Consider the following 26,231-nt stretch of genomic DNA (forward strand, 5'->3'; position numbering starts at 1 on the left):
CGCTGCGCTCCTCACAGCTCGCTCCCTCCGGTCGCTCGCTGATTGCGGTGCCTGAGTCGGAGACTCAGACTAGCGAGAGCTTCGCTCTCGCGTCGCTTACTTCGCAGGGCGTCCCGCGCAGCGGCTGCCCCTTTCAGTCCCGCCCGGGAGTGGTAGCAGGGCATCGCTCGCGGCGGTTGGTTGGCCGTCGCGGCGCAAGTGCGGTGGCGCGCGCGAGTAACGCGTGCGAGGGAGGCCGGCGCCGCGGCGGTGCGGTTCCGGCGCCGGCCGAGGCTGGGGAGGGGCGAGGCTTGCGCTAGCTGAGCGGTTGCGGTGCGGTTGCGGTGCTGTTGCTGTCGCGGTTGCTGTCCTGGCGGACTGAAAGGGCGCGGCCGGTCTCGTGAACGGAGTGAACGAGAGCTTGGAAGTCGCAGCCCGGCAGCGCAGCGGAGCGAGCAGCCCGGACCGTCTTTCGCGGCGGAGAGCCGCGGATATGTCGCGGAGCGACCGCGAGCGGCCGAGGGCTTTCGAAGTGTTTGCGGTGCTGTCGAGAGCAATCCCGTATCACCTGTTCAAAACGATTTATAAAGAGCGGCCGAGGGTTATCAACGAGTCTGCATTGCTGTCAAGGGCAAGACTGTATCAACCCTCCACTCCATCCAATCAAGAATCCGTCTCGAAAGAACCGCCGATCTACTTGCCGTCGTCGTCCGCTTCAACCGCTGGGTCGTGCTTCTCGTACCACTCGAGCAGCGCGTCCAGCCGGTGGATCGCCCTGTCCGGATCACCGATGTTGTGGTGCTCGTCCGGGTAGACGATCAGCTTCGCGTCGACGCCCTGTTTCTGGGCGGCGAGGTACAGTTGCTCGGATTGGCTCGGCGGGCAGCGCCAGTCCTGCCCGCCGGCCGTGACCAGCAGGGGCGTTTCGATGTTGTCGGCGTCGAGGATGGCGCTCGACGCGTCGATGGGCTCCGGGTTCTCCCACGGGAGACCGTACTCGTTCTCCATCCACTTGTGGGAGTCGTCAGTGCCGAACGCGGAGCGCAGGTCGTAGATGCCGTGTTCGGGCGCAGCCGCGGTGAACAGGTCCGGGGCCTGCGTGACGAGGAAGCCCTGCGCGATGCCGCCGTAGGAGAAGCCGTAGCCGAAGACGCGGTCGGGGTCGGCCCAGCCGCGGTCGACGAGGGACTCGACGCCGGCGACGACGTCGTCGACCTCGACGGTGCCCCACTGGCCGCGGAGCGTTTCGCAGAACTTCCGGCCGCGCGAGGAGCCGCCGCGGTAGTTCGGGCGGAAGACGACGTAGCCCCGACTCGTCAGGGCGGCGTGAACGAACGAGAAGACCGGCTCGTCGTAGGAAATGGGGCCGCCGTGGATGGCAACGACGAGGGGATGGTCGCCGTCGCGGGGGTCGACCTCGGGGTCGGAGTAGAGCAGGCCGTCGATGTCCCAGCCGTCGGACTCCCACTCGACGCGGTCGACGTCCGGCATCGAGAACTCCGCGATGAGGTCCTCGTTGACCCGGCTGATCCGCCGGACCGACTCGGGCTCGTTCGGGAAGCCCTCGGGGTCGGTCGCGGGGTGGTGGGGCTCCGTCGCGGGCGCCTGGTCGAGGTCGTCGACGTCGACGGCGTACACGTCCGAGCCGTCCTGCGGGTCCGAGAGGACGAGTGCGGCGGTCGAGCCGTCCGCCGAGACGTCGAAGCCGCCGACCGCGCGCTGGTTCCCCTGCGCCTCGAAGACGCGGTCGACGCCCTCGCTCGACGCTCGCACGAGTCGCGTGCGCGAGTGGTCCGCGATACGGGTGTACACCTCGCCATCGACCCAGTTGACGTCGCCGCCGCGGGCGATCGTCCGGTCGAGGTCGGCGGTGATGGACTCGTAGCTGCCCGCCTCGTCGCTCAGGTAGAGCTCGTCCGGCTTGCACCAGTTGTCCGGGTCGCCCGCGGTGAAGCCGAGCGTGCCGTGGTCGCTCCAGGTCGGGTTCGACGCCGAGAGGTCGCTCGTGGTCCGCTTCGTGGCCTCGCTGCCGGACGGTTCGTCACCGTCGCCCGCGTCGGGGTCGACGGTGTAGACGTCCACCACGAGCGTGTCGTCCGGGTTCGGCAGCCGACAGGAGCAGAACGCGATCCCGGCCTCGCCCCAGTCGGGCTGGAGGCCAGCGAGGTCCTCGTACGCGCCGCCGCCGTAGGCGTCGTCGAGGCGGCGCTCCGCGCCCGTTTCGGCGTCGACGACGAAGAGGTAGGTCGTCACGTCGTCGGTCCAGCCGACGCCGTCGAGCTTGTGCTGCATCCGCGTCGTCTCGATCGGGCCGCCCTCCTGCACCTGCTCGAGGTACTCCGCCTCCTCGTCGGTGGGGTCGCGGGCGGCGACGACGAGACGGTCGCCCTCGGGGCTCCAGTCGAACTCCGAGACGCCCTCGTCGCGGTCGGTGATCTGGCGCGCGTCGCCGCCCATCGCGAGGTCGAAACACCAGACCTGCGTCTTCGGTTCCTCCTCGTCCTCGCCAGGTCCGGCTTCGTCGCCTTCCTCGGCTTCCTCGGCGTCGCTCCCGCTTTCCCCGTCCGCCTCCTCGTCCTCGCGCTCCTCCCAGCCCACCCGCCGGTCTAGATCCTCGTCGCGGGCGGCGAGGAACGCCAGTCGGTCGCCGTCCGGCCCCCACGTCGGTGCGGAGGCGCCGGAGACGCTGGTGAGCCGGTGCGGGTCGCGGGAGCCGTCCGTCGGCGCGACGAACAGCGACGTCACTGCCTCGTCCGCCGACTGGTCCGATTCGGCCGCCGTGAAGGCGACGCGATCGCCGGAGGGCGAGATGGCGACCTCGGTGATCTGCGTGAGGTCGTAGTACGCATCGGTTGGCAGGTTCTCCATGCTTCCGTCTCTCTCGGCCACGTCATATACGTTCGGCAACCGGAACCGAGAGGCATTTGGCCGCGCCCCCGCTGGGCCCAGTATGTTCAGCGGCTACGTCTCCTACTCGTTGCTGGCGGTCGGCGCGTACGCGCTCGTCGCGCCACTGATGCGAATCGCCACGACCGGCCCCAACGCGATCCCGAGCGACGTGGCGGCCGCGATCTCGAACTCGATCCTCGTCGTCGCCGCCGTCGGCATCGTCGTCGCGAGCGACCAGGAGTTCGCCCCCCACGTCGGCGGCCCGAAGACGGTTCACGTCCTGATCGCCGGCCTCTGCCTCGCCGTTGGGATCCTGGCCTACTACCGGGCGCTCGCGCTCGGCCCCGTCAGCGTCGTGACCCCGATCTTCGCCACCTTCCTCGTGTTCAGTTCGGCCATCGGCGTCCTCGTGCTCGGCGAGTCGCTGACGATCCGCAAGGCCGCCGGGATCTGCTTCGCGATCCTCGGCGTCTACCTCGTCGCCGGCTCGTAGCGCGTCTTCGATAGTTCGAGCCAGCGATCGGAGGTCGCAGGGTCTTTTACCGCGCTTCGAGCAGGGTTGGACATGGATATATCGCCCGAGACGCTCGCGGACGTCGCCGCCGAGGCCGCTCGTGCGGGCGGCGACTTTCTCGCGTCCGAGTTCCGTAGCGGCCACGTCAACGGAGAGTACGGCGTCGACGACGTGAAGGCCGAGGCCGACGTCGCCGCGGAGCGACGCGTCCTCGATGTCGTCGACGAGGCGTTCCCGTCGCACGCGACCCACGGCGAGGAGTCGGGGTACCGTGGCGATAGCGACTACGTCTGGCTCGTCGACCCCCTCGACGGAACGAACAACTTCGCCGACGACTTTCCGTCGTTCGCGACGGCGGTCTGCTGCCACTACGAGGACGAGCCCGTCGCCGCCGCCATCTACGAGCCGCTCCCGGACACGATGTACCGCGCGACCCGGGGCGGCGGCGCCACGGCCAACGGCGATCCGCTCGCGGCCGACAGCGACGTGCCGCTCGAACACGGGACGGTGTCGTACGTCGTCGGCCTCCCGGCCGTTCGTGACGAGGAACTGCGCCCGGACGCCCGGGCGGTCTCGGACGCACTCGACTCCGTCTGCAAGCGCGTCCTCGAGACGTGGTCCCCTTGCGTCGACTGGGGCCTACTGGCCCGCGGCGCCACGGAGGGCGTCGTCTGCTTCCACCCGGACATCTACGAGCAGTATCCCGGGACGCTGCTCGCGGAGGAGAGCGGCGCTGCGACGCGGTCGACCGACACGCTGTACGTCGCCGCACCGGACGCCGAGACGCGCGACCGCCTGTTCGAGACGGCGACGAGCATCCTGTAGGGAATCGCTGGCGACACGTGGTCGTAGGCGAAGCGGCCACCTCCCGCGATTTCCTGAGACGTAACCGGCCCCCGCCGGACGGCAAGCACGGCCCCGGTTTCGTTCGCCTCCCCGTTGCGAATTCGCCAGTATCACCACTCTATCGGTCGCGGTCCCTTTTAAATAGCCGCTGCCGGCCGCGTCCCTCGCCCCGTCGCTCGACGAGCGCGCGGAGTCGATCACGTTGCACGGGCACGGCCGGTGATCCTTTCCGCTCACCCTCCCTTCGTTCGGTATGCTCGGGTCCCACCTCCTCGAGATGACCTGGCGAGACGCGCTGTTCTGTCACTGGTCGGTGCCCCCGGAAACGGTCGCCGAGCGACTCCCCGAGGGACTGGAGGTGGCGACCTACGACGGGGACGCCTACCTCGGCATCGTCCCGTTCGTGATGGAGGACGTCCGCCCGCGAGGCGTCCCCGTCGGCCTCTCCTTCCCGGAGCTCAACCTCCGGACGTACGTCGACGGCCCGCGGGGGGGCGGCGTCTACTTCTTCAACCTCGACGCCGACGATCCCGTTGGTGTGCCCATCGCGCGCTGGCTCTTCCAGCTCCCGTATTATAAGGCCTCGATGCAGGTCGGACGGGAGAACGACCGGATCGAGTTCACGAGCCATCGCACGCACCGTGGCGCGGACCCGTGCCACTTCGACGCGACCTACGAGCCGACCGGCGAGGTCTTCGAGGCCGACCCGTCGTCGCTGACGGCGTTCCTCCTGGAGAACTACCGGTTCTACGCGGCCGGCAACGACCTCTACTGCGGGGAGATCGATCACGAGCCCTGGCCGATCCAGCGTGCCACCGTCGACCTGCGAACGAACACGCTGTTCGAGACGAACGACTTCGAGCACCCGGGCGGCGAACCGGTCGTCCACTACAGCCCCGGGATCGACGTCACGGCGAGCCGCATTCATCGGGTATGAGCGCGGGGGATCACCGGTAGCTCGGCGGCCGCAGTCGCCGGCACTTATACGGGATCGGCCGTAAGCGGTGGGTATGTTGGAAGCGCTCGCCTCGGAGGGCGGACAGTGACCGCACAGCGACTCCACCCGCGGGTCCGGATCGTCTGGACCGTCCGAGCCGTCCTGCTTGCAGTGGTCGTCACCGCGATCGCCGCGGTTCCGTCCCTCCTGTTCGACCTGCCGCGCTGGGTCCCGCTTGCTATCGGCGGCGTGGTTCTCGTCGCCGGGGTCGGCCACGCGCAACTGCGCTATCGGCGCTGGAGCTACGAGGTGCAGGAGGACGCACTCTACCTCGAACGAGGCGTCGTCACCGAGGTCCGGACGGTCGCGCCCTTCGTCCGGGTCCAGCACGTCGACTCGCGCCGCGGCCCGGTCGAGCGCGCGTTCGGGCTCGCCTCGTGCGTCGTGTACACCGCCGGGTCGCGCGGCGCCGACGTGCGGGTGCCGGGGCTCACGCCGGAGCAGGCCGACGACCTTCGCGAGGAGCTGAAGCGACTGGCGATCCGGGCCGAGGGGGAGGACGCGGTGTGAAGCTGTCGCCGTTGACGGTTCCGTACCGGGCGGTCCAGAAGGTCTCGAGCCTCCTGATCGCCGCGTTCTTCCTCGGAACCTCGGGGACGTTCCCGCGGGAGTTCGTCGTCGCCGGCGCGGGCCTCGGGCTCCTCGCGAGCGTCGCGTACGAGACTGCCTACTACCGCCGCTTCGAGTACGACCTCACCGAGGACACGTTCGACATCGCGTCCGGCGTCGTCACGCGACGGAACCGCGAGATCCCCTACCGCCGGATCCAGAACGTCGACGTCAGCCGGAACGTCGTCCAGCGACTCCTCGGCATCGCCGCCGTCGACCTCGAAACGGCCGGCGGCTCCTCGACCGAGGGGTCGATCCGGTACGTGACGGCCAAGGAGGCGACCCGGCTCCAGGAGGAGATTCCGCGGCGGAAAGCCCGGGACACCGAAGCGGGTGGTGAAGCCGGCGGGATGACCGAAGCTGAAGCCGAGGCGGACGCCGCGGCGACCGGCGAGGAGCGCACCCGCTCCGAGTCGGACCGGGGCGCGGAGACGCTGTTCGCCATCGACCCGAAGGAGCTCGCCCTGGTCGGCGCGCTCTCGTTCGACGCGCGGCTCGTCGGGCTCCTGCTGTTCCTCGGCTCAGGCTCCGTGCCGGCCGTCTCCGGACTCGTCCCGGATATCTCGATGCTACTCCTCACCGCGACCGGGTTGCTGCTCGGCAGCGTGCTGCTGTTGGGGTCGTGGCTCCTCGGCGCGGCCGTCACCGTCTCGAACTACTGGGGCTTCCGGCTCTCCCGCGTCGGCGACGAGCTTAGGTACGAACGCGGGCTGTTCCGGCGCTTCTCGGGGTCGATCCCGACGGAGAAGGTCCAGAGCCTCACGATCAGCGACAACCCCGCGAAGCGCCTCCTCGGCTACGCCTCCCTGACCATCGAGACCGCGGGCTACACCGCCGGGCAGGGGGAATCCGGCGGGAGCCAGTCGGCCGTCCCGCTCGCGCGGGTTGACCGCGTGCGCGACCTCGCCCGGACCGTCGAGTCGTTCGGCGAGCCGGAGTTCACCCGCCCACCGGGGCGGATCCGGGTTCGCTACGCGTTCCGCTACGCGCTGCTCGCCGGGCTCGTGACCGCCGTCGCGGGCGGCGTTCACGCCTACTTCGGCCTCTTCGAGCGCTGGTACGCGCCGCTGGCACTGATCGCGCTGACGCCGGTCGCCGCCCATTATAAATGGAAGCACCGCGGCTTCTGGCTCGGCCCGGACCACCTCGTCACGCGCTCGGGATTCTGGCGTCGGGAGACGAAGGTCGTCCCGTACTACCGGCTCCAGACGGTGATCGACAGCCGGACCGTCTTCCAGCGTCGCTGGGACGTCGCCACCGTCGTCGCCGACACCGCGGGGTCGGGCTCGCTGGTCGGCCGCGACGCCGTCGCCTACGACGTCGAGGAGGCCGTCGCCGACTACCTCCACGAGGAGCTGACCGAACAGCTCCAGCGCTCGCTGCAGGAACAGCGCGAGCGGCGGCGGGGAGGGGATCGATCAGCAACCGACGAGGAAGCAGTCGACGACGAAGCAAATTACAGCGCAGTCGACGACGAGAAAACCGCGAGTGATTCCGCCACGAGCGATGAGGAAAGCGGGAACGACACCAACGCAAGCAACGGGCTAGCCCAGTAGGTGGCACTGGAGCTGTTGTTCGGGCTCGTGTCTCGAAATTATCGAAATCGAAATGACGGCCAGTTCACAGGACGCTGCAAGCAGCGAAGCAGGTCACGAACGAAGGCGAGCGTGAGTCTACACTTGGCCTTCTGAGGATGTCTCGTTTTTGGTGACCGAGGGCACTACTCGTTCGATTCGATTTCCAGTTCCAGTTCCGGTCCGGAGTTCAACGCCAGTATGTAATCCACGCTCTCGTCGACCCTCGTAGACCCGACCTCCAGTATTTCGATACTCAACTCCTTCCGGTAGCGTCCGTCCGGGAAACAGGCGTCATTCGGCCCCTCGTAAATTATCTCGTGTCTGACCCGGTGTGTCTCCCCGGGATCAAGTTCGATTATATTTTTGTGACTGATGATTCCCGGTTTGTTTTCTTCATTATCCCCGAACGCTCCTCGCCAGCAACCGTCTTTTCGTTCCTCTGGGGTCCCACCTTCGACGAAGTGAACTCCGGTCGTATCGATCGGAAACAGCCAGACTTCCCCGACTGGTCCTTCGGATAATGGGGCTACCCACTCGAGCGGGTCGCCACCTCGATACCCTGAACGAATAGATACTGGGACGTCGCTAACGTTCGTGACACCCAGTTCGGCGATTGCGGGGTATTCTTCAGTCGACTGCTCGGATATTGCCCCACGGATTTTCACGGTCGATCCGATTTCGGTCGGCGGCGAACCGCTATCGGCCGTGAGGGTGTCGCTACTCGTCGTGGTAGCGCTGTTCTCAGTTGGGTGGTCGTCATTACTGCTACCGAGGCAGCCAGTTAGAGCAGTAAACCAACCGATGGAGGCTAAGATGGTTTCACGACGATTCATGCCGAATAATGAGAAGAGGGTTGTAAGTGTTTTCTGGCAAACGAAGACCGGAACAGAAGTCGCGCTTGCCATCCGTAGGGATCCAAAATTTCGAACTCACTACGGAGTCGGGTCCACAAACGTATTCTGGAGGGTATTAGTCGGTTCGCGGGATCGCGAACGCCCCAGCAGCGAGGAACGCGACGGCGAGGGCGGCCAGGACGAGCAGGTCGCCGAGCCAGGGATCACCGGAGTAGGTGATGGCTCGAACGCCGCGAGCGAAGTACGTTAGCGGCGAGAGGTTCACGGCCGGGAGGAACCACCCGGGCAGCAGCGACGGCGGGACGAACGTCTCCGAGAGGAACAGCAGCGGGAGCGCGACGGTGTTACTCGCCGCGATGACGCCGTCCTGCGAGTCCGCGATGGCGCCCAGCAGCGCGCCGACGCCACAGAACACGGTCACGCCGAGGACGACGAACACCGGTAGCGCGATGAGCGCGGGCGTGAGCGCGACGCTCGCGTCGGTGACGGCGACGACGAGCCCGAAGATGAGCAGGCTCGCGGCGCCGATGATCCCGACGTTGACGACGGTGTGCGCGAGCAGCCACTCGGTCCGCGAGAGGGGCGTCGTCGCGAGCTTCTCGAACCGATTCCCGGAGCGATGCCGCGCGATCTCCGAACCAACACGGGAAAGTGGCGTGAACAGGACGACGACCGCGAGGTAGCCGGGGAGGTAGTAGCCGCCGGGCTTCGCGAACAGCCCGCCGCCGGTGGGCTGGGTCCGAACGAGGACGCCGAAGATCAGCACGAGGATCACCGGGAAGAAGAACGTGAAGAACACCGCCGTGCGGCGCCGGAGGAACGACCGCGCCGCCGCCGTCGCCTCCGCGCTCACGCGACCGATCCGGGTCATCGCTCGCCCTCCGTGGCGGTCGCGCCGGTATCGTCGGTCGCGCCGGTTGTACTGGTCGGCTGTGCGGGAGCCGTTTCGGCCTCAGTCGCGGCCGGCGCGGCCCCTCGACCATCCCCGCCGAACCCGGCACCGGACCGCGGTGTGTACGTCTCGCCGGTGAGCTCCAGGTAGACGTCCTCCAGCGTCGGTTCGCTCCACGAGAGGGAGTCGAAGGCCACGTTGGCCGCGTCGAGCGCGTCGACCACGGCGGCGATCCCCTCGGGCGCGACGCCGGTGAACCGCAGGTGGTCGTCGACCCGCTCGATCCCGAACTCGGTTTCGGCCGCGAGTCGGTCGGCGGCTGCGGCCGGTGTCCCGTCGTCCGCGAGGTCGACGTCGAGGTGCGGGTCGCCGCCGTACTCGGCGACGAGGTGGTCGGGGGCGCCCTCGACGACGACGGCGCCGTCGCGGAGCAGCGCGACGCGGTCGGCAAGCCGCTCGACCTCGGCCATCTCGTGGCTCGAGAGGAAGATGGTCGTGCCCGCGGCCGCGAGGTCCTCGATGAGGCGGTGGAGCCCCCGTCGGCCGGCGGGGTCGATGCCCGTCGTCGGCTCGTCGAGGAAGAGCACGTCCGGGTCGTTCACGAGCGCCGTCGCGACGCAGGCCCGGCGCTGTTGGCCGCCCGAGAGCGTCTCGTACCACGCGTCGGCGTCGTCGGCGAGGCCGACGTCGTCGAGGACCGCGTCGGCGTCCCGGGGGTTCTCGTACAGTCCGCCGTAGTAGTCGACGAGCTCGCGGGCGGTCAGCCGCTCCGGCGGGTCGAACGCCTGCGGGAGCAGCCCCACGCGCTCGGGGTCGACGTCGCGCGGGTGTTCGCCGAACACGCGAACCTCGCCCTCGACGTCCGTCGTGCCGGTCAGTGCCCTGACGAGCGTCGTCTTCCCGGCGCCGTTCGGCCCGATGAGCCCGAACACCTCCCCCGGATCGACGGCGAGGTTGACGCCGTCCAGCGCCACGACGTCGCCGTACGCCTTCCGGACGTCTTCGGCGACGAGCGCGGCGGCAGCCGCTGTGTCGGTCATAGCGGTCGATCGGTCTCCCTGCCGCCTAAGGGTTCCTTTTCAATGACGCCGGGGTCGGTTATTAGGAGAGAAGGACGACGGTCGGAGAACGGCCCCGATCGCGGAACGGCCCCGGTCGCCGCGTCAGGCCGAGAGGCGATCCGTGTCGATGTCGGTGCCGGGCGGCGTGACGACGAGGAACCCGCGGAAGTGCATGAGCTCGCCGTCCATGTCGCGGATCTCGCGGGCGAACCCCGCGGCGAGCTCGTTGATGTCGCCGTCGACGTTCAACACGAGGACGTTCCCGTACTCCACGTTCCGGATCCACTCCTCGGCCTCGGTCGACCCGTCGAGGACGCCGAGGACGACGTCGCCGGAGCCCGCGTCCTCCAGCTGATCCTCGGCGTGCCGGAGGTCCAGATCCCAGTCGCTCATATCCCCATCTCCATGTCCTGTGAGAAAAGGGTTCCCCCATTGTGAGCGTGGTTCTTCTGGACTGGTGTTCTATGCGGAAATCGAGTGAGGTCTGGTGGATTCACGAACGTGTTGGAAGGAGTCGGCCAATCGCGATGTGTTGGTTTAAACAGGTTACTCGGGCTTGGTCTTTACAGCAGCGCGGACTCCTCGAAATCCCTCGTCCTCTCTTTATAAGCATATCTGAACAGGTGATACGAATTCACTCATGACAGCACCGCAAACACCCAGAAAGCCCTCGGCCGCTCGCGGTCGCTGAGCGACATATCCACGCCTCTCAGCACCGCCCGGCGTGGATAGAGGTCGACTCAGCGACTCCGTTACACCGCGACCGGCCGTCGCCCTTTCAGTCCGCCAGGGCCGCGACAGCACCGCAACCCGACAGCAACAGCACCGCACCAGATCCTGCATACCTCAGCCCTCCCCAGCCTCGGCCGGCGCCGGAACCGCACCGCCTCGGCGCCGGCCTCCCTCGCACGCGTTGCTCGCGCGCGCCGGCCGCCCCGGCACCGCGACCGCCCAACAACCGCCGCAAGCGACGCCCGGCGACCACTCAGTGGGCGGGACTGAAAGGGGCAGCCGCTGAGCGGGACGCTCTGCGACGGAAGCACCGCAACCCGGTGAGCGAACGGAGTGAGCCGGGTGAGGAGCGCAGCGAGCAGCGCGACCGCTCAGCGGCTGGGGCTTTCTGGGCGTGCCGAGTGGTGTCGTTACCGACGATAACCGACCTAACCACGCAAAAGCAACCGACACACCGACTGGCTGCTCGATATCAACACCGTCCTTGCAGTACCCATAATCGGACGAATCCGACGAACGCGAATCAGTCTTTTTTAAGTCGCGTCCGCGCAAGCAACGCACATGGACATTCGGAGCGTCGCGCCGGTCGCCGGTGCTGTCGCATGCTTGCTCGTCGTCATCGTCGTCGCGCTCCCGTGGCTGCTCGTCGAGGGGCAGTCCGGGCTGGTGCGAGCGTACTACAGCGCCGGGCTGGTCGGCGCCGGCGGCGTCGGCTTCTTCGCGCTGATCGGCATCGTCGCGTTCGCGTCCGCCGAGCGGGGGAACGTCGACCCGGTGACGATGGCCGGCGGGCTCGTCGTCCTCGGCGTCGCCATCCTGCTGTTCGCGCTCAGCTGGTGGCTCGCGATCCCGGAGACGGTCGTCTTCAGCTTCAGCGCCGAGTACAGCTGGATCGAACACCACCCGCCGGCCGTGGTGCTGCTCTCGCTGCTGCCGCAAACGATCGCCGCCGTGTACGCCCGCGCCGTGTTGAGCGAATAGGCGGCGTCGACAGCACGAAGGTGCTCTGCCGACAGCGCGAATGGACTCTGCCGACAGCACGAACGGACACGGTCGGCAGCAGCGACCGTCCCGACACCTACGTTGATTTTTACGTAGGTGCCAGCGAATCACGCCGACGGCTCGGACCCTCCAGTTCGAAAGGCCCTTAAGTAGGACCGGTGTATCATGGGATGGACTAGGTCGGGCGGTTAGGCCCCGCTCGTTACCCGTGAGGTAGTCTTCAGCGGGGACCGAACTCCGGGGCGTCCGGTCAGACCGACACGGGCCCCGGGAGCCAACGTCGAAACCTCGTCCGACGGGGACAGCGGTTCCACGGTACTCGCCTGCAGGGGCGACCTGCCGTGGTTGATCAGTGGTACTGGGTCAGGCGCGGAAGCGAGCAGCCCACCGCTGGACGTGCGTCGCTCGTCGGGTCGCGGGGTGGAGGAGGCAACCGGGACTACCCGTGCCGGAACGCCGGGCAATCCGGGCGTCCACCCATTCATACCGTTCATTACTCGCGTAGCACCGCGGACACCGTGCCGATCGCGAGGCTGACCCGTTCTCCCGCTCTCGATTTCCGTTTCCCACGATTTATCATACACTCCGGTATAGCAGGAACCATGCGTACCGGATCAGGCGAATATTCGACCGACTCGGCACCAGCCGCTCCCGACAGATGACCGAGGTCACGCTTGCGGACGTCGAGAAAGCCCGCGACCGCATGACGAACGAGGACGTCGTCCGACGGACGCCCATCGAGCCCAGTCGCTCGCTGAGCGACGTCTGCGGCGGCGACGTGACCCTCAAGATGGAGCACCTTCAGCGCACGGGCTCGTTCAAGACCCGCGGCGCCTACAACAAGCTCTCCCAGCTCGCCGAGCGCGGCGACGTCGAGCGCGTCGTCGCCGCCAGTGCGGGGAACCACGCGCAGGGGGTCGCCCTCGCGGCGACGACCTTCGACATCCCCTCGACGATCGTGATGCCGACGACGGCCCCGCAGACGAAGGTCGACGCCACGCGCGACTACGGCGCGACCGTCGAGCTCGTCGGCAGCAACTTCGCGGAGGCGATGGACCACGCCCGGTCGATCGCCGGCGACCCCGGCGTCGCGTTCGTCCACGCCTACGACGACCCCGACATCGTCGCCGGGCAGGGAACGCTCGGGCTCGAGATCGCCGAGCAGATCGACGACCTCGACACTGTCGTCGTCCCGATTGGCGGCGGCGGACTCATCAGTGGCGTCGCGACCGCGCTCAAGGGCCGGCTCGACGACGTTCGCGTCGTCGGCGTGCAGGCCGCCGAAGCGGCGACAGTGCCGGAGAGCCTCGACAAGGGGATCCCGGTCGACCACCCGGATCCGAACACCATCGCGGACGGCATCGCGACGGGCGGCATCTCGGAGTTGACCCTCGATATCATCGCGGAGCACGTCGACGAAGTCGTCACCGTCTCCGACGACGAGATCGCGCGGGCGACGCTCGCCATGCTCGAGCGCGCGAAGCAGGTCGTCGAAGGTGCCGGGGCCGCCTCCGTCGCCGCACTCCTGACGGACGACCTCGACGTCGCGGGCGAGCGCGTCGTCCCCATCCTCTGTGGTGGTAACATCGACATGAGCGCGCTCCAGGAGGTCATCACCCACGCGCTGGAGGACCGGAGCCAGTTGCTCACGCTCCGGGTGCGCATCGAGGACAGACCCGGCCGGCTGGCCGAGATCAGCGACATCATCGCCGAGCACGGCGGCAACGTGCGCTCGGTCCGGCACGACCGCGCCGTCGAGGACCTCTCCATCGGCGAGGCGTACCTCGTCTTCGAGGTCGTCGCCTCCGGCCGGGAGCACACCGAGGACGTCCTCAGGTCGATCGAGGACGCGGGCTACGAGGTCGAGCGACTGACGAAGCCGGTGTAGCGCCGCGAGCTGTCGTCCCCGGCGACGCCCCGCCGCCGCAGACGGCTCATTTTTAAGCCCGGACGGACTCCCATCCGACGAACCGATGGCGACGCCGATCCTGAAGTGGGCGGGCGGGAAACGCCAGCTCCTCGACGAGCTGTACGCACGTTTCCCGGCCGACTACGACCGAGAGAACGACGCCTTCCACGAGCCCTTCTTCGGGAGCGGCGCGCTCTTCTTCGACCACGAGCCGAGCCGCGGGACGATAAACGACCGCAACACGCGACTCCACAACTTCTACGTCCAGGTGCGCGAGCGACCGGAGGCGCTGATCGAACGCTGCCGCGATTTCGACGACCCGGAATCGGACCCGGATCCTGACGAGGAGTTCGCCAAGGAGGGTCGCGACGGCCGCGCGATCGACCAGTACTACTACCAGCAGCGCGCGCTGTTCAACCGGCGGCCGAACGACGAGGCGTTCGACCCGCTCGACGAGGCCGCCCGGCTGCTCTACTTAAACCGTACCGGGTTTAACGGGCTCTACCGCGAGAACAGCGACGGCGAGTACAACGTCCCCATCGGGCGCTACGCGAACCCCGACTGGGTGCGCGCCGAGGAGGTCCGGGCCGCCAGCGAGGCGCTGAACCGGCTCGACGCCGGCGACCTCCACAACGACGACTACGCGTACGTGCTCGACGCCGCGGAGCCGGGCGACCTCGTCTACTTCGACCCGCCCTACGAGCCGATGAGCCCCACCGCCGAGTTCACGGAGTACAGCGCCGGGGGCTTCGACAGGGACGACCAGCGCGAGCTGCTCGACGCCGTCCTGGAGCTGGCCGACCGCGGCGTCCACGTCATCCTCTCGAACAGCGGCGTGATGTACGACCTCTACGACGAGGCCGGTCTCCACGTCGACCACGAGGGGGCGACGCGGGCGATCAACAGCGACGCCGACAACCGCGGGGAGGTCGACGAGGTGATCGCGACGACGGTCGCGCCCGCCGACCGGCAGGCGTACGGCGACAGGACGCTCGGCGAGTTCTGAGATCGTTTATAAGTAAGCGCCCGCGAGTGCGACCGTGACCCGTCAGCGCACCGTCCAGTGTCTCAGCTGCGGCGAGCCGATGAGCGAGGACGCCAGACTCTGCCCGAACTGCGGGGAGCTCCAGCCGTCGCCGATGCTGGCCATGTTGCTGGGCTTCGTCGGCGTCTTCGGGGTGCTCGTCGGGGTCCTCCTCTCCGCGTTCACGCTCGGCCTGTCCCGAATGGTCGGGCTCGCGATGGTCCTCGTCGGCTTCGCGCTGATCGTCGGCGGGTACACGAGCTACCTGGACGCGCAGGCCCAGCGTCGACGGAAGGCTCGCTAGGGCAACCGACAGGTTGGAACCCCTCCCGTTCGATGTACGAGCATGGTCGACAGTGACGCCGACGCGGCGGACGGCGACGAGATAGCCGACGAGCGAGCCACGGCCCCGACGCGCGAGGAGCCGGCGCAGGCGACGGAGAACGGCATCACCGCCAGCTACTACGAGGCCGATGGGGAACGCGTCCTCGCGTTCGAGGCCAACGGCGCCACCGCGGCGATCGCGCAGAACGTGGAGGGGTACGCGATGTTGAAGGTGCGCCCGGCCCCCGCGGGCGACGAGCTGGAACGCTACTACGGCTTCGACATGGCCCTCGATCACGCGGCCGAGCTGCTCGGCGTCGGCGTGCACGACCTGCCGATCCCGGAGCCTGCGGCCGACATGGGGATGTAACACGTTCTGGACGGAGAGCTCCGACGGATCGGAAGTTAATACATAAATCCGGAACCCGTATTTAAACACCATATGCAATTCTGCGACGAGTGTGGCTCGATGATGCACACGGAGGGCGACGCGTGGGTCTGTCGCTCCTGTGAGAACGAGGCGTCGCGGGACGCGGACACGGAGGCCGACATGACGACCCGGGATGGACAGCGGGACGACGGGGCACCCGCCGTGGCCGACGCGACCCAGGGGACCGAGGAGACGATGCAGGAGCCCTGTCCGGCGGACGGCTGTGACAGCGAGCAGGCCTACTACGAGATGATGCCGAAGCCGGGCGGCTCCTACGAGGTACGGCTGTTCACCTGCGTCGAGTGCGGCCACAAGTGGCGCGAGACCTGAGGGCGCAGCTCGTCGACGCCCCCCGTCACGAGAGCCTCCGTGGTTTCAACCTGTCTCTGTCCGAGAACCCGGTGTTTCCACCTACTGCTACCCTTCAGCCCTCGACGGGCGAGGATCCACTCCCAAGCCCCTCCCGCCAGTAGAACCGCGGCCCGAGGATCAGATATCCGGCCGCGAGGAACAGCAGCGCGAACGCGAAGACGCGGCCCCAGAAGCCCGGGGTGAGCACGGTCGCCGCCTGCACGAGCCCCATCACGAGCGCGTCCTGCGGGTGGAGGTCGGGGTAGGTGATCGTCGACACCATCAGCCCGGCGAACACCGCCGTCACGGCCAGCAGGAGGATCGGGTTCGTGTAGCCGGCGAGGACGGCGGCCGCGAGGATGGTCGCCGCGAGCGTCGTCGGGACGCCCTCCGTCTCGTCGTGGTCGGTGTCGTAGGCCGTGTACATCCCGAGCCGGGTGACGGCCATGGCGACGTAGACGGCGGGGACGACGACGGCCGCCGCGGCGAGCGCGAGGTCGGCGCTGCTCCCGCCGGTTCCGGCCCCGAAGCTCGCGGCGTCTAGCGCGCGGACCGCGACGACCATCGCGGGCGCAACGCCGAAGGAGGCGACGTCCGCCAGCGAGTCGAGGTAGCTGCCGACCGGCGTCGATCCCCGCTTGCGCGCGACGACGCCGTCGAGCCCGTCGGCGATGGCCCCGAAGAGGACGAGGCGCGCGGCGAGCCCGGCGTCGACGGTGGCGAGGACGGCGGCGGCGAAGCCGACGGCTGCGTTGGTCACCGTCACCGCGTCGGCGAGGCCGAGCCGGCCGACGAACCGCGGTTGCATATCCGGGCGGTCGGCAACCGCGGATTTACGTCTTTATATCCGGACGGGGCGTGTCAGTCGGCGACGATGTCGCGACGTCGTCGGTCGTCGTCCCGCGTTGGTCGCGAGAACGGGCACCGCGCGGCCGCGTCCACGACCCCTTATCAGATCGTGAGAGGAACCGCGATACATAAACGCCGTCAGTCCCGAGCAGGAGTATGCAGCGCAGACGGTTCCTCGCGTCCGCCGGGGCGGCCGCGACGGCCGGCGTCTCGCTTCTCTCCGGCTGTCTCGGTGCCAGCGGTAGCGACACCGCCGCGTACGACATCGGCATGACTGCCCAGGCCTTCGTCGAGGCCGAGTTCACCGTCAGCCCGGGCGAGACGGTCGTCTGGCACAACAACAGCGCGAGGACCCACACGGTCACCGCCTACGAGGCCGCGCTCCCGGAGGGGACGGAGTTCTTCGCCTCCGGCGGCTTCGAGTCCGAACAGGCCGCGCGCGACGCGTGGTGGAGCGACCGGGGCGGCGCCCTCGAGAACGGCGACGAGTTCTCGGTCACGTTCGAGGAACCGGGGCAGTACGACTACTTCTGCATCCCGCACGAGCAGGCCGGGATGCTCGGCACCATCTACGTGGAGGAGTGAGCATGCACCGCGCCGTCCTCGGTCCGTCGCCGGCGACGGTGCACGGCGTGCTCCAGGGAGCACCGTCGGCCCTCTCGGACCTCGTCGGCGTCGACGTCGCGCTCTTCCTCCTCATCGGCCTGCTCGGCGGCGCGCACTGTATCGGGATGTGTGGCCCCCTCGTGACGATGTACGCCGGCCGGATGAACCCGGAGACGGACGGGGGGACGGCGACGACCAAAGGCGGCACCGCGAGTCGCGCCGGCGACGACCGCCGCAGCCACCTCTCGACGTACGAGGTCCGGCAGCACCTCCTGTTCAACGTCGGCCGCGCGACGAGCTACGCGACCATCGGCGCGCTGGTGGGCGCGCTCGGCGGGGCCTTTTACGTCGGCACGGAGCGGCTCGTCGCGACCGCGGGCCTCGTCCGCGGCGTCGTCGGCGTGCTGATCGGGCTCGCCGTCGTCGCGGTCGGCGTCAGGTACCTCCTCGGCGGGTCGACCGGCGGCGTCCACCTGCCGGGGCTCGACCGCGTCGCGGGCTGGCTGACGACCCACGTCGACCGGCTCGCGAGCGGTCCGGGGATCCTGGCACTCGGCGCGGTCCACGGGCTCCTCCCCTGTCCGATCCTCTACCCGGCGTACCTCTACGCGTTCGCCACGGGGTCGGCGCTCTCGGGAGCCGTCGCGCTCGGCGCGCTCGGACTCGGGACGATCCCGGCGGTGTTCGCGTACGGCACCCTCATCGAGAGCGTCGACGCGGTCCACCGCCGGCGGCTCCACCGACTGCTGGGCGTCGTCTTCGTCGCGCTCGGCTACGTCCTGCTCGCCCACGGGCTGATGAGCCTCGGCATCCACGTCCCCCATCCGATGTTCCCGTTCTACGACCCGCTGACTACCGGGGGTGGGCACTGAATGAGCACGGACCCGTCGACGAACGATTCGGCACAGTCGACGAGCGATCCGGCACACGACGCCTGTACTCTCTGTGAGCTCCCGGCCGCGGAGACGGGCGTGGTCGACGACGACGGCAACCAGTTCTGCTGTCCGGGCTGTCGGGACGTCTACGACGCCCTCGGCGACGTCGACGGCGTCAGCGAGGGCGACGTCCGCGAGGCCCACGACGAGGGCGAGGCCGGCGGCCCCGTCGGCGTCGGTGATGAGGCCGACGCCGGGGCCGACGCCGGATCGGAAGCGACAGCCGACGTGCCCGACGACCACGAGGCGACGTTCTTCGAGGTGCAGGGGATGCACTGCGCGACCTGCGAGGCGTTCATCGAGTCGGTCGCGACGGCCGAGGACGGCGTGAGCGACGCGAGCGCGAGCTACGTCACCGAGACGGTCCGGATCGACCACGACCCGGACGCCGTCGTCGAGGACGAGCTCCGGGACGCCGTCTCGGGGCTCGGCTACGACGCCTACCCGCGCGACGACGCCTTCTCGCGGCGGCAGGCCGACCACATGGCGACCGCGCGGCTCGCCGTCGGCGTGCTCCTGGGCATGATGGTCATGCTCCAGTACGTCGCCATCATCTACCCCACCTACTTCGACGGGCTGTTCTACAACGACCGGACGGCCGCGTTCCTCGCGGACGCGATGGCGAGCACGTCCGGGACGTACTTCTTCATCCTGCTCGCGGTGCTGACCACGGTCATCCTGCTGTTCACCGGCAAGCCGATCCTCCGGGGCGCGTACGTGAGCGCCCGCACGCGGTCGCCGAACATGGACCTGCTCGTCGCGCTCGCGGCGGTGAGCGCCTACCTCTACTCGAACCTCACCGTGATCACCGGCGGGAGCCACGTCTACTACGACGTGACGGTCGCCATCATCGTCATCGTTACTGTCGGGAACCACTACGAGACGAGCGTCAAGCGGCGCGCGACGGACCTCCTCTCGGACCTGACCGCCGTCCAGGTGGACGAGGCGCGCCGCGTCGTCGACGACGGCCACGAGACGGTCGCGATCGACGAGCTCTCGGCGGGCGACCGGCTGCTCGTCAAGAACGGCGAGCGCGTCCCGGTCGACGGCACGGTCGTCGACGGCGAGGGCGCCGTCGACGAGGCGGTCGTCACCGGCGAGTCGCTGCCGGTCCACAAGGCCGAAGGCGACACGGTCGTCGGCGGCTCCGTCGTCGCCGACGGCGCGCTGGTGGTCTCGGTCGACGAGGGCGCGACGAGCAGCCTCGACCGCATCTCCGAGCTCGTCTGGGACCTCCAGAGCTCGAATCACGGCATCCAGGGGCTCGCAGACCGGCTCGCGACCGTCTTCGTCCCGCTCGTGCTGGCGCTCGCCGTCGCGGCGGCTGCGACCTATCTCGCGCTCGGCGCGGGCGTCACCGAGGCGCTGCTGGTCGGGCTCACCGTCCTCATCGTCTCGTGCCCGTGCGCGCTCGGGCTCGCGACGCCGCTCGCGGTCGCGTCCGGCGTGCGCGACGCGCTCGAGCGGAGCATCGTCGTCTTCGACGAGACGGTCTTCGAGCGGATCCGCGACGCCGACACCGTCGTCTTCGACAAGACCGGCACCCTCACCACCGGCGACATGCGCGTCGTCGACGCCGACGTCCCCGACGACCTGCTGCGGGCCGCGGCGGCGCTCGAAACGCGGTCCTCGCATCCGGTGGGCCAGGCGGTCGCGATGGCCGGTGAGACAGGGGCCGACGGCGCCGGCGACGCGACTGGCGACGCGTCGGACGACTCCGTGGCGGACGGCGGCCAGGTAACCGAAGTCGAGGCCGACCAACGCGCCGCCGGCGACGTCTCCGCGTTCGAGAGCCACCGCAAGGGCGTCTCGGGGGTCGTCGACGGCGCGGAGCTGCTCGTGGGGCATCCGGACCTCTTCCGCGACCGGGGCTGGGACCTCCCCGCGGAGATCGCTGAGCGCGCCGAGGACGCACGCGACCTGGGTCGCGTGCCCGTCATCATCGGCCGCAACGGCGCGGCCGAGGGCCTCGTCGTGGTCGGCGACGAGCTCCGCGACGGCTGGGAGGCGACGCTCGAATCGCTCACCGACCGCGGGATCGAGGTCGTCGTCCTCACGGGCGACGAGGAGCGCGCGGCCGCGACCTTCCGGGACCACCCGGCCATCGCGCGCGTCTTCGCCGGCGTGCCACCGGAGGGGAAGGCCGAAACCGTCTCCCGGCTGTCCGAGACCGGTGACACGGTCATGGTCGGCGACGGCACCAACGACGCCCCCGCGCTCGCGACGGCCGACCTCGGGATCGCGCTCGGCGGCGGGACGGCGATGGCCGCCGACGCGGCCGACGTCGCCATCGTCGACGACGACCTCGCTTCCGTCGGTACCGTCTTCGACCTCGCGTCCGCCGCCGGCACCCGCGTCAAGCAGAACATCGGCTGGGCGTTCTGCTACAACGCCGTGGCGATCCCGCTCGCCGTCCTCGGGCTGTTGAACCCACTGTTCGCCGCGGTCGCGATGGGCACGAGCAGCCTGCTCGTCGTCACGAACTCCTCGCGCGACCTGCTGTCGTCGTAACCGGGAAGGCGGACGGCCGGTGAACTGCTTCTTCGCCTCTCAGCTCCCGAGAGTCGCGAGCGTGTCGGCCGTCTCGGAGAGTGAATCGACGGAGTCGACTTTGATACGAAATCTGTTTAGTCCTCTTAAAAGTGCTTGAACTGATAGGTAACGGCGTTTGGTCGTTTTCCCGGATATATATCCCCGAACATGGGCTGATACCCGAGCTAAATGCCTGAGGAAGGATTTCTCAGCAACATTGTTCACCCTCAGATCTCGAGGGTCGATCCCGGAGTGCCTTTTTATATGATCGAGGAGACAGCGTAGCGTACTTATAAGTATATTATAAGCGGGTGCCGTGATCGAGAGCTAAACAGCACCAGGCACAAGTACCAGATCTACAGTATTATAAGAAAAAGTAGCTTGTGAGGGAAGGCGTTCGGATGCTCGGCTATGGGACGACCGACGAGTCGAGCGTCGCTCGTGCGTACTGCCGTCGCTGGGCGGCGCGGTCCGGCTTCAGTCCGCGGACGTGCCGACGACGACGGGGGCGTCCGCATCGAGGATGACCGCCTGGATCGTACTGCCGAACAGGGCCTTGCCCACCGGGCTGCGCTCGCGGCCGGCCATCACGATCGAGTCGGCGTCGAGCTCGTCGGCGACGTCGAGGATGACCTCCGAGGGGTCACCGTGCTCACGGCGGACGTCGACGGTGAAGCCGGCGTCCTCGAGATTGGCGGCCGCCTCGGCCGGGACCTCCGGGAACTCCTCGTCGTAGAAGTCCGCGGAGCTCACGTCGCTCCACTGCGTGCTCTCGACCTCGAACTCCTCGAACACGTTGAGGACGACCGCCCGCACGTTCTCGCGGTCGAACGGCACGCGCTTGACCGCTTCCTCGATCCGGCTGGCTCGCTCCGCGTTCTCACTGATCGGCACCAGTATCGTCTGCATCACGCTGTATCTGTCCACGCATGGACTTAACCCTACTCACCGTCGCAACGGGAGCCGTCCGCCGCCGACACCGCCGGCGAACCATGTGAGTCAACGTCACCGTTATACCACGTTGGTTGCAAGTGCGTACCGTACGATGACGACCCACTACCGTGGGGAGCAGCCAGAGGCATCTCCAGCCAGCGCCGGGGAGCGGATTCCCGGCGTCGGTATGACCGAGTTCAGCTCGGCGGACGACCGCTCGCTCCTCGAACTACTGGAAACGGCAGCCGAACGCGCGCTCGACGACGCCGGCCTCCTGACCGGCGCCATCGACTCCGTCCACGTCGGCAACATGGCCGCGGAGGCGTTCGTCGAACGCTCCGGCCTCGCCAACGCGCTCGCCGGGAGCCTCGGCACGACCGGCGCCAGCGCGCACCGGATCGAGAACACGAGCGCCAGCGGCGCCAGCGCGTTCCTCGACGCCGTCGACGCCGTCCGGGCAGGACGCGCCGACGTCGCGCTCGTCGTCGGCGGCGAGAAGATGTCGACCGCGGACACGGCCACAGCCACGGAGGTCATCAGCCGGATCACCCACGAGGACGAGTACGCCCAGGGGATCACGCTCCCCTCCTTCGGCGGCCTGGCAGCCGACCGCTATCTGCGGGAGCACGACGCGACCCGCGAGGACCTCGCACGGGTCGCCGTGAAGAACCACGCCAACGCGGCCACGAACGAGTACGCGCAGTTCCGGAAGCGGATCGACGTCGACGACGTGCTCGACTCCCCGACCGTCGCGAGCCCGCTCCGGCTTTACGACTGCTGTCCGACGGGGGACGGCGCCGCGGCCGTCGTGATCACCAGCGAGGAGTTCGACGGCCTCGCGGCCGACGGCGGCGACCTGTCCGGTGCCTCGGGCAGCGTTGAAATCGCGGCCTGTGAGGGGGCCGTCGGCACGCACGCGGTCGCTGACCGCCCGGATCCCCTCGAGATCGAGTGCGTCCGCGAAGCGGGAGCCGCCGCCTACGACGCCGCCGACGTGACGCCCGACGCCGTCGACGTCGCCTGCATCCACGACGCGTTCTCGATCCTCGAATGGCTGGAGACCGAGGAGCTCGGGCTCGCCCCTCGCGGTGAGGCCTGGAAGCTCACGCGCGACGGGGAGACCGAAATCGACGGCTCGCTTCCGACCAATCCCGGGGGTGGCCTCAAGGCGCGAGGCCACCCACTCGGCGCCACCGGCGTCTCGCAGGTCGTCGAGCTCGTCTGGCAGCTCCGCGGCGACGCGCCGGCCGAGCGCCAGGTCGACGACCCCACCACCGGCATCGCCGTCAACGTCGCCGGCTTCGGCAACAACAGCATCTGCACGATCCTGGAGGCGGGTCAATGAGCCGGGCGCTGGAGTGCTCGGTCTGCGGCCGCCGGAGCTTCTACGACAAACGCCGGTGCCTCGACTGCGGCTCGGACGCGTTCGAGGAAGTCGACCCCGGGACGGGTGAGCTGCTCGCCGTCACTACCGTCGAGGTGACGCCGGACGGCGTCCGCGAACCGAACGCGCTCGGGATCGCCGCCTTCGACGGCGACGCGAACGTCGTGGCGCAGCTCGACGATCCGGCCGCGGTCGACGTCGGCGACGGCGTGCGGCTGGACGGTGACCACGACCTCCGGCAGGCCGAGGACGGACCGATCGTCGGGCCGCGGCTGGTCGTCGAGTAGCAGGACGGAGTAGGGGTCCGTCGCCGTTGTGGACGCGGGAAATGGGTCGCCGTTGTGGACGCGGGAAATGGGTCGCCGTTGTGGACGCGGGAAATGGGTCGCCGTTGCGGACGCAGGAAAGTGGCGTCTCGCGGCGGTCGAGGAGAGTGCTTCCGAAGCTATTCTTCGCGCTCGGCGAGCAGTTCGTCGATGCTTTTTACCTGTCTTACTGGCTTTCGCCCTTCCGGCGGCCAGCCGAGGGCGAGGAGCCGGACTGGCTCGTCGAAGGGGTTGTGGATGAGGTGGGCCCCTTCCCGCCCGGCGTCGAAGCGGACGACGTCGTCCGGCTCCGCGACGAAGCGGTCGTCGTCGACCTCGACGCGACAGCGGCCGGCCGCGACGTAGACGAGCTCCTCCTGATTCTCGTGGTAGTGGAAGTGGTTCTGTGAGAGGCGCTCGCCCGGTTCCAGGGTCGCGACGTTGAGGTTGAACAGATCGATGCCGAGTTCGTCGGCGAGTTCGAACCGCTCGCCGGGCTTGTCGTCGCGGCTACTCGTCTCGCGGGGTCGGACGTGGGTCCAGCCGTCGGACATACCCGAACGTACGCTCGGTGTCGCATAAAGGTACGCGGAGCCGCAAAAGAGACCTCCGAGTGAGTTAGCTACGCGAGAGCCGGGGGAATCGAACGGTGGCGAAGTCCCCGAGGTAGACGATGCTGAGAGCGATGACGACGGCCAGAACCGCCTGAACGACGACCATCGGGGCGAACACCGCGCCCGCTCCGAGCGCGAAGAAGCCGACCCGGGCCGGGGCGGACACCGTCTCGCTGATGCGGCCCGTGAAGGCGACGCTGAACGCGACGAACCCGCTGAACACGAGCAGGAACGAGACGAACGTCATCAGGCTCGGGTACAACAATGCCTGATTGTACATGAACGCGAACGGGAGCAGGAACATCGGGAAGCCGAGCTTGAGCGACTCCAACGCGGTCTCCCAGAACTTCGACCCGGCTATGCCCTGCCCGATGATCACCGACAGCGCGATCGGCGGCGTGATGTTCGACACGATCGCGAAGTAGAACACGAACATGTGCGCCGTGAACTCCGGGATGCCGATCTGCACCAGCGACGGGGCGACCAGCACGGCGACGATCATGTACGCCGCCGTCGTCGACATGCCCATGCCGAACGCGATAGCGGCGATCATCGCGAGCAGCAGCATGACGACCATGCGGCCGGCCGCGATCGTCACCAGGAACGACGAGAGCTGCTGGGCGAACCCGGTCACGGTGAGCGCGCGGATGACGATCCCGAGGCTGGCCAGCAGGATCGTGATGTCGATGGTGGCCTCGGCGCCGCGGCGAAGGCCCTCCACCGTCTCGCGGAGGTACTGCCGACCGGCGGGGCCGGCCGCTTCGTCCGTCCGGACGACGTCGGTGCCGACCCGGAACAGCCGAAGGATCATCAGGAGTCCGATCGCGATGAAGCCGGCGAACATCGGGTCCGCGCCGACGACGACGAGGTAGTACAGCAGGACGACGAACATGCCGATGTACTCGTAGTGCCGGAAGACGTCGAACAGCCGACGCACCGAGCTGCGACCCTCCTCGTTCACCGTGATCGTCGTCGACACCGAGTTCGAGGTGGCGAGCGAGATCGAGACGGCGACCGTGAGGAAGAACAGGACGGCGGGGGCGACGGCGCCGACGACGATGTCCGAGTAGTTCGGCTCGATGAGTTCGGCCATGAGGAACGCGCCCGCGCCCATGATCGGCGGCAGGACCTGACCGCCACAGGAGGCGACCGCCTCGATGGACGCCGCGATCTTGGCCCGGTAGCCGTTCTCCTTCATCAGGGGGATCGTGAACGCGCCCGTCGTCGCGGTGTTCGCGGCGGTCGATCCGTTGATCGACCCCATGAACATGCTGGCGGCGACGGCGACCTGGCCGATCTCGATGTGTTTCCGCTTGGCCGCGATCCGGGTCATCCCCTTGATGAACGTCGCCATCCCGCCGTACTTCTCCATGAGTCCGGCGAGAATGAGGAAGATGACGACCCAGGTGGCCGAGATCTGCAGGAGCGCGCCGAAGAGCCCCTGCATTTCCACGGTGTTCATCGTGATGATCCGCAGCGGCGTCAGGCCGCGATGCTGGAGGATCCCCGGCATCATCGGCCCGAAGTAGGAGTACACGAGTCCCGACGCGGCGATGGCGCTGATGAGCTTTGAGATGTGAAGCAGGGCGAACAGCACCAGACCGATCACGAGGGCGCCGAGGTAGACGAACCTGTCAGGGTAGATCCCGGCAGCCTGGACTATCATGTCGTAGTTCGCCTGAATCACGTACAGCGGGACGACGGAGACGATGCTGTACAGTCCGTAGCCCACCGTCTCGACCTTGCCCCGGATCGTCGAGCGGTCCGCATCCACCATCCGGAACAGCCCCCACAGGACGAGCACCATCGCGAGGTGGATGATCCCGTGGCGGGAGGCCGGAATGGCGAACGTGTACGCGAACCACATGTGGTACGCGAAGAACACGATAGCGATCGCGTAGATCAGGACGTCGATCGGTCCCTTGGTCAACAACGATTCGTCATAGTGATCCCGGAACTTCTCGTCGATCGTCTGCTCGATGTCCTCGAGCGTCCGGGTACTCGCCTCGTCGGGTGTGTTGTCGGTTCCCATCTATTCTAAGAAAACAACGGCGGTGGTTCCAAATGAAAGTTCGGGACGACT

24 protein-coding genes, 1 other RNA gene and 1 pseudogene are annotated in these 26,231 nt (G+C 68.3%); 17 read left to right on the forward strand and 9 right to left on the reverse strand.

Annotation, left to right across the window (positions count from 1 at the left end):
- Positions 1 to 672: 672 nt before the first annotated feature.
- Complete coding sequence (locus tag ACQE3M_RS07165) at positions 673 to 2,847, reverse strand: S9 family peptidase (protein WP_430504912.1); 2,175 nt, start codon at positions 2,845 to 2,847, stop codon at positions 673 to 675.
- Positions 2,848 to 2,929: 82 nt separating this feature from the next.
- Here ACQE3M_RS07165 and ACQE3M_RS07170 point away from each other — a divergent pair, with 82 nt between their 5' ends.
- The 5 genes from ACQE3M_RS07170 (at position 2,930) to ACQE3M_RS07190 (ending at position 7,390) form a co-directional block, all read left to right on the forward strand.
- Positions 2,930 to 3,361, forward strand: coding sequence for an EamA family transporter (locus tag ACQE3M_RS07170; RefSeq protein WP_430504913.1), 432 nt, complete (start codon positions 2,930 to 2,932; stop codon positions 3,359 to 3,361).
- 72 nt (positions 3,362 to 3,433) lie between these two features.
- The gene (locus ACQE3M_RS07175) at positions 3,434 to 4,207 is read left to right on the forward strand and encodes an inositol monophosphatase family protein (protein WP_430504914.1); all 774 of its coding nucleotides are present in this window, start codon (positions 3,434 to 3,436) and stop codon (positions 4,205 to 4,207) included.
- A gap of 274 nt (positions 4,208 to 4,481) precedes the next feature.
- The gene (locus ACQE3M_RS07180; RefSeq protein WP_430504915.1) at positions 4,482 to 5,165 is read left to right on the forward strand and encodes a YqjF family protein; all 684 of its coding nucleotides are present in this window, start codon (positions 4,482 to 4,484) and stop codon (positions 5,163 to 5,165) included.
- A 105-nt stretch (positions 5,166 to 5,270) separates the two neighbouring features.
- Complete coding sequence (locus tag ACQE3M_RS07185; RefSeq protein WP_430504916.1) at positions 5,271 to 5,735, forward strand: PH domain-containing protein; 465 nt, start codon at positions 5,271 to 5,273, stop codon at positions 5,733 to 5,735.
- Positions 5,732 to 7,390: a PH domain-containing protein gene (locus ACQE3M_RS07190; protein ID WP_430504917.1), complete on the forward strand. Its 1,659-nt coding sequence runs from the start codon at positions 5,732 to 5,734 to the stop codon at positions 7,388 to 7,390. The genes ACQE3M_RS07185 and ACQE3M_RS07190 overlap by 4 nt, the downstream gene beginning before the upstream one ends.
- Before the next feature lie 164 nt (positions 7,391 to 7,554).
- Here ACQE3M_RS07190 and ACQE3M_RS07195 read toward each other — a convergent pair whose 3' ends face one another.
- The 4 genes and pseudogenes from ACQE3M_RS07195 to ACQE3M_RS07210 form a co-directional block, all read right to left on the reverse strand.
- Positions 7,555 to 8,244, reverse strand: a complete 690-nt coding sequence (locus ACQE3M_RS07195) for a hypothetical protein (protein WP_430504918.1) — start codon at positions 8,242 to 8,244, stop codon at positions 7,555 to 7,557.
- Positions 8,245 to 8,380: 136 nt separating this feature from the next.
- Positions 8,381 to 9,136 carry an ABC transporter permease gene (locus tag ACQE3M_RS07200; RefSeq protein ID WP_430504919.1) on the reverse strand — a complete coding sequence of 252 codons (756 nt, stop codon included), beginning with the start codon at positions 9,134 to 9,136 and terminating at the stop codon, positions 8,381 to 8,383.
- A complete protein-coding gene (locus tag ACQE3M_RS07205; protein WP_430504920.1) occupies positions 9,133 to 10,197 on the reverse strand; it encodes an ABC transporter ATP-binding protein in 1,065 nt (354 codons plus the stop codon). Before ACQE3M_RS07205 ends, ACQE3M_RS07200 begins: the two co-directional genes overlap by 4 nt.
- A gap of 129 nt (positions 10,198 to 10,326) precedes the next feature.
- Positions 10,327 to 10,611: pseudogene (locus tag ACQE3M_RS07210) on the reverse strand (DUF5779 family protein); the annotation flags it as partial.
- Between the two features lie 900 nt (positions 10,612 to 11,511).
- Here ACQE3M_RS07210 and ACQE3M_RS07215 point away from each other — a divergent pair.
- The 7 genes from ACQE3M_RS07215 to ACQE3M_RS07245 all read left to right on the forward strand — a co-directional run bounded on the left by ACQE3M_RS07215 (position 11,512) and on the right by ACQE3M_RS07245 (position 15,969).
- A complete protein-coding gene (locus tag ACQE3M_RS07215) occupies positions 11,512 to 11,931 on the forward strand; it encodes a DUF7548 family protein (RefSeq protein ID WP_430504921.1) in 420 nt (139 codons plus the stop codon).
- Positions 11,932 to 12,120: 189 nt separating this feature from the next.
- An RNA gene (ffs, locus tag ACQE3M_RS07220) (signal recognition particle sRNA) lies at positions 12,121 to 12,431 on the forward strand.
- A gap of 179 nt (positions 12,432 to 12,610) precedes the next feature.
- Positions 12,611 to 13,840 (forward strand): threonine ammonia-lyase, encoded by a 1,230-nt coding sequence (gene ilvA / locus ACQE3M_RS07225; RefSeq protein ID WP_430504922.1) that lies wholly within the window; start codon positions 12,611 to 12,613, stop codon positions 13,838 to 13,840.
- An 85-nt stretch (positions 13,841 to 13,925) separates the two neighbouring features.
- Entirely contained in the window at positions 13,926 to 14,867 is a 942-nt protein-coding gene (locus ACQE3M_RS07230) for a DNA adenine methylase (RefSeq protein ID WP_430504923.1), read from the forward strand.
- 34 nt (positions 14,868 to 14,901) lie between these two features.
- Positions 14,902 to 15,189, forward strand: a complete 288-nt coding sequence (locus ACQE3M_RS07235; RefSeq protein ID WP_430504924.1) for a zinc ribbon domain-containing protein — start codon at positions 14,902 to 14,904, stop codon at positions 15,187 to 15,189.
- A 42-nt stretch (positions 15,190 to 15,231) separates the two neighbouring features.
- Positions 15,232 to 15,579 (forward strand): DUF7111 family protein, encoded by a 348-nt coding sequence (locus ACQE3M_RS07240; RefSeq protein WP_430504925.1) that lies wholly within the window; start codon positions 15,232 to 15,234, stop codon positions 15,577 to 15,579.
- 72 nt (positions 15,580 to 15,651) lie between these two features.
- Entirely contained in the window at positions 15,652 to 15,969 is a 318-nt protein-coding gene (locus ACQE3M_RS07245; protein WP_430504926.1) for an RPA12/RPB9/RPC11 RNA polymerase family protein, read from the forward strand.
- Between the two features lie 94 nt (positions 15,970 to 16,063).
- Here the strand turns inward: ACQE3M_RS07245 and ACQE3M_RS07250 are convergent, their stop codons facing one another.
- Positions 16,064 to 16,798: a protein sorting system archaetidylserine synthase gene (locus ACQE3M_RS07250; protein WP_430504927.1), complete on the reverse strand. Its 735-nt coding sequence runs from the start codon at positions 16,796 to 16,798 to the stop codon at positions 16,064 to 16,066.
- Positions 16,799 to 16,995: 197 nt separating this feature from the next.
- Between ACQE3M_RS07250 and ACQE3M_RS07255 the strand changes: the two genes are divergently transcribed.
- The 3 genes from ACQE3M_RS07255 to ACQE3M_RS07265 are packed head-to-tail and all read left to right on the forward strand — an operon-like array spanning position 16,996 to position 20,891.
- Positions 16,996 to 17,424 (forward strand): cupredoxin domain-containing protein, encoded by a 429-nt coding sequence (locus tag ACQE3M_RS07255; RefSeq protein WP_430504928.1) that lies wholly within the window; start codon positions 16,996 to 16,998, stop codon positions 17,422 to 17,424.
- Positions 17,425 to 17,426: 2 nt separating this feature from the next.
- Complete coding sequence (locus ACQE3M_RS07260) at positions 17,427 to 18,317, forward strand: sulfite exporter TauE/SafE family protein (protein ID WP_430504929.1); 891 nt, start codon at positions 17,427 to 17,429, stop codon at positions 18,315 to 18,317.
- Positions 18,318 to 20,891 carry a heavy metal translocating P-type ATPase gene (locus ACQE3M_RS07265; protein WP_430504930.1) on the forward strand — a complete coding sequence of 858 codons (2,574 nt, stop codon included), beginning with the start codon at positions 18,318 to 18,320 and terminating at the stop codon, positions 20,889 to 20,891.
- A gap of 498 nt (positions 20,892 to 21,389) precedes the next feature.
- Here the strand turns inward: ACQE3M_RS07265 and ACQE3M_RS07270 are convergent, their stop codons facing one another.
- Complete coding sequence (locus ACQE3M_RS07270) at positions 21,390 to 21,821, reverse strand: universal stress protein (protein ID WP_430504931.1); 432 nt, start codon at positions 21,819 to 21,821, stop codon at positions 21,390 to 21,392.
- Positions 21,822 to 22,032: 211 nt separating this feature from the next.
- Between ACQE3M_RS07270 and ACQE3M_RS07275 the strand changes: the two genes are divergently transcribed.
- Together ACQE3M_RS07275 and ACQE3M_RS07280 are read left to right on the forward strand one after the other, a co-directional pair.
- A complete protein-coding gene (locus ACQE3M_RS07275) occupies positions 22,033 to 23,190 on the forward strand; it encodes a thiolase C-terminal domain-containing protein (RefSeq protein ID WP_430504932.1) in 1,158 nt (385 codons plus the stop codon).
- Positions 23,187 to 23,516, forward strand: coding sequence for a Zn-ribbon domain-containing OB-fold protein (locus tag ACQE3M_RS07280; protein ID WP_430504933.1), 330 nt, complete (start codon positions 23,187 to 23,189; stop codon positions 23,514 to 23,516). The genes ACQE3M_RS07275 and ACQE3M_RS07280 overlap by 4 nt, the downstream gene beginning before the upstream one ends.
- Before the next feature lie 158 nt (positions 23,517 to 23,674).
- Here the strand turns inward: ACQE3M_RS07280 and ACQE3M_RS07285 are convergent, their stop codons facing one another.
- Both ACQE3M_RS07285 and ACQE3M_RS07290 read right to left on the reverse strand, forming a co-directional pair.
- Positions 23,675 to 24,088 carry a cupin domain-containing protein gene (locus tag ACQE3M_RS07285; protein WP_430504934.1) on the reverse strand — a complete coding sequence of 138 codons (414 nt, stop codon included), beginning with the start codon at positions 24,086 to 24,088 and terminating at the stop codon, positions 23,675 to 23,677.
- A gap of 64 nt (positions 24,089 to 24,152) precedes the next feature.
- On the reverse strand, positions 24,153 to 26,180 hold the full coding sequence (locus tag ACQE3M_RS07290) for a TRAP transporter permease (RefSeq protein ID WP_430504935.1): 2,028 nt from the start codon (positions 26,178 to 26,180) through the stop codon (positions 24,153 to 24,155).
- Positions 26,181 to 26,231 lie beyond the last annotated feature (51 nt).

The sequence above is a fragment of the Halosubterraneus shenae genome, assembly GCF_050510935.1.
Classification (GTDB): domain Archaea; phylum Halobacteriota; class Halobacteria; order Halobacteriales; family Haloferacaceae; genus JBDGPU01.

Excerpts from the sequence above, each read along its gene's own strand:
- ACQE3M_RS07165 (WP_430504912.1), bottom strand. The coding sequence starts at position 2,847 with ATGGAGAACCTGCCAACCGATGCGTACTACGACCTCACGCAGATCACC.
- ACQE3M_RS07170 (WP_430504913.1), top strand. The coding sequence starts at position 2,930 with ATGTTCAGCGGCTACGTCTCCTACTCGTTGCTGGCGGTCGGCGCGTAC.
- ACQE3M_RS07175 (WP_430504914.1), top strand. The coding sequence starts at position 3,434 with ATGGATATATCGCCCGAGACGCTCGCGGACGTCGCCGCCGAGGCCGCT.
- ACQE3M_RS07180 (WP_430504915.1), top strand. The coding sequence starts at position 4,482 with ATGCTCGGGTCCCACCTCCTCGAGATGACCTGGCGAGACGCGCTGTTC.
- ACQE3M_RS07195 (WP_430504918.1), bottom strand. The coding sequence starts at position 8,244 with ATGAATCGTCGTGAAACCATCTTAGCCTCCATCGGTTGGTTTACTGCT.
- ACQE3M_RS07200 (WP_430504919.1), bottom strand. The coding sequence starts at position 9,136 with ATGACCCGGATCGGTCGCGTGAGCGCGGAGGCGACGGCGGCGGCGCGG.
- ACQE3M_RS07205 (WP_430504920.1), bottom strand. The coding sequence starts at position 10,197 with ATGACCGACACAGCGGCTGCCGCCGCGCTCGTCGCCGAAGACGTCCGG.
- ACQE3M_RS07215 (WP_430504921.1), top strand. The coding sequence starts at position 11,512 with ATGGACATTCGGAGCGTCGCGCCGGTCGCCGGTGCTGTCGCATGCTTG.
- ilvA (WP_430504922.1), top strand. The coding sequence starts at position 12,611 with ATGACCGAGGTCACGCTTGCGGACGTCGAGAAAGCCCGCGACCGCATG.
- ACQE3M_RS07230 (WP_430504923.1), top strand. The coding sequence starts at position 13,926 with ATGGCGACGCCGATCCTGAAGTGGGCGGGCGGGAAACGCCAGCTCCTC.
- ACQE3M_RS07240 (WP_430504925.1), top strand. The coding sequence starts at position 15,232 with ATGGTCGACAGTGACGCCGACGCGGCGGACGGCGACGAGATAGCCGAC.
- ACQE3M_RS07245 (WP_430504926.1), top strand. The coding sequence starts at position 15,652 with ATGCAATTCTGCGACGAGTGTGGCTCGATGATGCACACGGAGGGCGAC.
- ACQE3M_RS07250 (WP_430504927.1), bottom strand. The coding sequence starts at position 16,798 with ATGCAACCGCGGTTCGTCGGCCGGCTCGGCCTCGCCGACGCGGTGACG.
- ACQE3M_RS07255 (WP_430504928.1), top strand. The coding sequence starts at position 16,996 with ATGCAGCGCAGACGGTTCCTCGCGTCCGCCGGGGCGGCCGCGACGGCC.
- ACQE3M_RS07260 (WP_430504929.1), top strand. The coding sequence starts at position 17,427 with ATGCACCGCGCCGTCCTCGGTCCGTCGCCGGCGACGGTGCACGGCGTG.
- ACQE3M_RS07265 (WP_430504930.1), top strand. The coding sequence starts at position 18,318 with ATGAGCACGGACCCGTCGACGAACGATTCGGCACAGTCGACGAGCGAT.
- ACQE3M_RS07270 (WP_430504931.1), bottom strand. The coding sequence starts at position 21,821 with ATGCAGACGATACTGGTGCCGATCAGTGAGAACGCGGAGCGAGCCAGC.
- ACQE3M_RS07275 (WP_430504932.1), top strand. The coding sequence starts at position 22,033 with ATGACCGAGTTCAGCTCGGCGGACGACCGCTCGCTCCTCGAACTACTG.
- ACQE3M_RS07280 (WP_430504933.1), top strand. The coding sequence starts at position 23,187 with ATGAGCCGGGCGCTGGAGTGCTCGGTCTGCGGCCGCCGGAGCTTCTAC.
- ACQE3M_RS07285 (WP_430504934.1), bottom strand. The coding sequence starts at position 24,088 with ATGTCCGACGGCTGGACCCACGTCCGACCCCGCGAGACGAGTAGCCGC.
- ACQE3M_RS07290 (WP_430504935.1), bottom strand. The coding sequence starts at position 26,180 with ATGGGAACCGACAACACACCCGACGAGGCGAGTACCCGGACGCTCGAG.